This is a genomic window from Streptomyces niphimycinicus, from assembly GCF_018883605.1.
Taxonomy (GTDB): domain Bacteria; phylum Actinomycetota; class Actinomycetes; order Streptomycetales; family Streptomycetaceae; genus Streptomyces; species Streptomyces niphimycinicus.
The window spans coordinates 1-3,749 of record NZ_JAHLEM010000794.1 but is presented as its reverse complement, the minus strand read 5'-3'; the positions used below and the strand labels follow the sequence as shown (position 1 = coordinate 3,749).

The 3,749-nt window shown below is 68.2% G+C and carries 2 protein-coding genes and 1 pseudogene; all 3 read left to right on the top strand.

Going from position 1 to position 3,749, the window contains the following annotated elements; all coding sequences use genetic code 11:
• Positions 1–231: pseudogene (locus KN815_RS42820) on the top strand (ATP-binding protein); the annotation flags it as partial.
• A 333-nt stretch (positions 232–564) separates the two neighbouring features.
• The gene (locus KN815_RS42815; RefSeq protein WP_216347165.1) at positions 565–3,597 is read left to right on the top strand and encodes a sensor histidine kinase; all 3,033 of its coding nucleotides are present in this window, start codon (positions 565–567) and stop codon (positions 3,595–3,597) included.
• Positions 3,598–3,607: 10 nt separating this feature from the next.
• On the top strand, positions 3,608–3,749 hold a 142-nt coding region (locus tag KN815_RS42810; protein ID WP_216347167.1), incomplete at its 3' end, for a roadblock/LC7 domain-containing protein.

Sequence of the window (3,749 nt, the reverse complement as noted above, 5' to 3'; positions counted from 1 at the left end):
CTCGCCGACTGCTTCCCCGCGGTCGACTACTTCGAGAACTCCGGACTGCCCTTCGTCATCGCCCTCAACGGCTTCGAGGGCCAGCAGCCCTACAATCCCGAAGAGGTCCGCGAGGCTCTCCAGATCGGCCCGGACACTCCCATCATCACCACGGACGCGCGCCATCGCACCGAGGCCAAGAGCGCGCTCATCACGCTGGTCGAGCATGCGCTGATGGCTCGGCTCAAGTAGCCGACGCCGTCCGGAAGTTACCGGATATCGGACGAAGGGCGGGCCGTGTCGGACGATACGGCCCGCTCGCCGTTCATAACGTTTCGACAGAGATATGACCCGGCTCTCGATACGGAGCGCGATCGTGTCGCTGCGTTGCGCACTCAAATAGTTCGGTATTCGACATATCTCAGCCCTAACGCCCCTTTTTTCTCTGGTCCAGACAACGTACTGAGCGCTTTGCGCACTGTTTGGAAAGCACCAGCGGGGCGTGCTGGAATTCGCTGAACTGGGCAGTCAGGGATTAGCTGGGAACGGCACAAATCGTGCCGATGCCGAGAGGTTGTTGGTCGAGTGAGGCGAAGCAAGCCGGACCCCGCGCAAGACGCGCGAGGGAACTTCACCCCGCCGCCGCGTTCAGGCACAGCGGCGTCGCCCGCCGAGGCACCGGAGCCACCCAGTGGTGGCCGGATCTCCCCTCGGAACTGGCGGGTGCGCGGCCGGCTGTACGCGATCCTGCTCATCCCCGTGCTCGTCGCCCTGGTCTTCGGTGGCTTCCAGGTCGCCTCCTCGGTCTCCACCTGGAACGAGGCGCGGGACGCCGAACGCACCGCCCAGGTCGTCCGGGCCGCCACCACCTACGCCCACGCCCTGGTCAACGAGCGCGACCTGAGCGCGGGCCCGCTGCTCAGTGGTACCAACGAGGCCACCGTGGCCAAGGCGCGGGCCACCAGCGACGCGGCGAAGAAGGACTTCGACAAGGCCGTCGCCGATATGCCGCAGACGCCGACCATGAAGCGCCGCCTCAAAGCCTTCAGAACCGCCGAACCGCAGCTCGCCTCCCTGCGCCGGAACGCCTACACCGACCGCCTGAACGGTGTGAAGACCGAAGAGGGCTATGTCGCCGTCGAGCACGGGCTGATCGAGTTCGCCAATGAACTGGGCCTGGGCACCGGCAATATCACGTCATACGGCCGTACCGTCTACGCGGTATCCCTGGCCAAGGGCGCGGAGTCGCTCCAGCGCTCCATCGGCACCCATCTGCTGGTCAAGCCCGGTCCGTCGGCGACCGACCGCAAGACCCAGCTCACCTCCTTCACCTCGTACGTCTACCTCGAGGGGATCGCGCTCGGGGAGTTCGAGGCGGCCGGCACACCGCAGGACGTGACCCGGCTCGAGGACACCCTCAGGGCGGCCGAGAAGCGTGCGCAGGAGCAAATCGCCGAGGCGAAGCAGAAGGCCGAGGCGGACGGCAAGAAGTTCGTGGCGCCGCCCGGTATGGACCAGATGATCAAGGCCATCGGCAGCGGCGCCTCGCCCACCGCGCCGGCCGGCCAGGGGGTCACCCCGGACGCCTGGTTCAACGCCTCCACGATCAAGTTCAACGCCTACCGGGACATCGAGCAGACCCTGGTGAACAGAGCCGTGAACGAGGCGGCGCAGATCTCCTCGGATGCCCGCCGCGATGCGATCGTGAACGGCGCGATCGTGGTGCTGGCACTGCTCGCCGCCTTCTTCGTGGCCGGCCGGATGGCCCGCTCGATGAGCCATTCCATGCGGCAACTGCGCAACGCCGCCTTCGACGTCGCCGAGAACAAGCTGCCCGCGGTGGTCGGCCAGCTCTCCCGCACCGACCCGGGGCGGGTGGACACCCGGGTCAGCTCGATACCGATCAACACCAAGGACGAGATCGGCGAGGTGGCCCGCGCCTTCGACCAGGTGCACCGGGAGGCGATCCGGCTCGCGGCCGAGCAGGCGATGCTGCGCGGCGGCGTCAACGCGATCTTCACCAATCTTTCCAGTCGCAACCAGGGACTGATCGAGCGGCAGCTCACCCTGATCTCCGAACTGGAGAGCCGGGAGGCCGATCCGGACCAGCTCGAGCACCTCTTCCGGCTGGACCACCTGGCCACCCGTATGCGGCGCAACGGCGAGAACCTCCTGATCCTCGCGGGCGAGGAGCCGGGCCGGCGCTGGAATCAGCCGGTGCCGCTGATCGATGTGCTGCGCGCCGCCTCCTCGGAGGTGGAGTCCTACGAGCGCATCGAGCTGGCCGGTATCTCCGAGAGCGAGATCCACGGCACCGCGGTGACCGACCTGGTGCACCTCCTGGCCGAGCTGCTGGAGAACGCCACCACCTTCTCCTCCCCGCACACCAAGGTGCGGGTCAACTCGACCCGGCTGCCCGACGGCCGGGTGGTGGTGGAGATCCACGACAAGGGCATCGGCCTGACCGCCGAGGACTTCGCCGACATCAACCACAAGCTGGCCAATCCGCCGACGGTGGACGCCACGGTCTCCCAGCGCATGGGGCTCTTCGTGGTCGGCCGCCTCGCCGACCGGCACGGCATCCGGGTCCAGTTGCGCCCCTCCGGGGAGCAGGCGGGCACCACCTCGCTGGTGATGCTGCCCGAGGCGATCACCCACGGCGGTGGCGGCGAGGAGCTGCCCCAGGACGACTTCACGGTCTCCCGGATCGTCCCCGAGCCGCGGCCCGCCCCGGCCTTCGAGGACATGAGCGAGCTGTCCTCGCGGACCGCCGCCGAGCTGGGTTTCGACGACTCCGCCTACGACCGGGACCAGGGACATCACCAGTTTCAGGGCCAGTACAGCGGAATGGGGGCCACCCCTCCCGAGCGGGATCCGCGGCCCGGACAGGCGCCCGCCGATCCGCTGGCGCAGTCGTCGTACCAGAATTCCGGCTATTCGCAACCGGAAGCGGATTACGCAACTCAAACGGAACCCGAACAGCAGCCGTACATCGGCTATAACTCCCCCTCTCAGCAGGGAGAGTGGGGCGATTCCGGATCTTTCGAGATGCCCTACGCGTCGCAGTTCGGGGCCGAAGCGGAATCAGGACCCAGCGCTCCCGAAGTTTCTCGGGACCGCGTAGAGTTCCACCGTCCGGGCCCTTCCCCGAGCGGAATCCACTCGATGACCGACGCCGGGCTTCCGCGTCGCGACCGGCAGTGGCAGCCGTCCGAGGAAACAGGGACACAGGGGATGGCCGGGGACCCGGCGGCGCCCACGGCGCCGGAGCGACCCCGGCAGACACCCCAGCAGCAGGAGGACAGTGCCCCATGGCAGTCGGAGAACGACCAGCGCTGGCACCGTGCCGAGCGGCTGCGCGACCCGAAGGCCGGTGGGGTCACCACATCCGGCCTGCCCCGCCGGGTGCCCAAGGCCAATCTGGTCGAGGGCTCCGCGGAACCGACCGGACAGGGCGGCCCCCAGGTCTCCCGCGCCCCGGAGGACATCCGCGGCAGGCTGAGCAACCTGCGCCGCGGCGTCCAGCGGGGGCGCAGCGCGGGAACCGGGACCCCCGGGCGTGACCAGCATGACCAACAGGGCTTCGGCCCCGGCAGCACCTACGATCAGGAGCGTTAGTGTGAGCCCGATGAGCCAGGCGGCGCAGAACCTGAACTGGTTGATCACCAACTTCGTGGACAACACCCCCGGGGTGTCCCACACCGTGGTGGTCTCCGCCGACGGACTCCTTCTGGCGATGTCCGAAGGCTTCCCCCGTGACCGAGCCGATC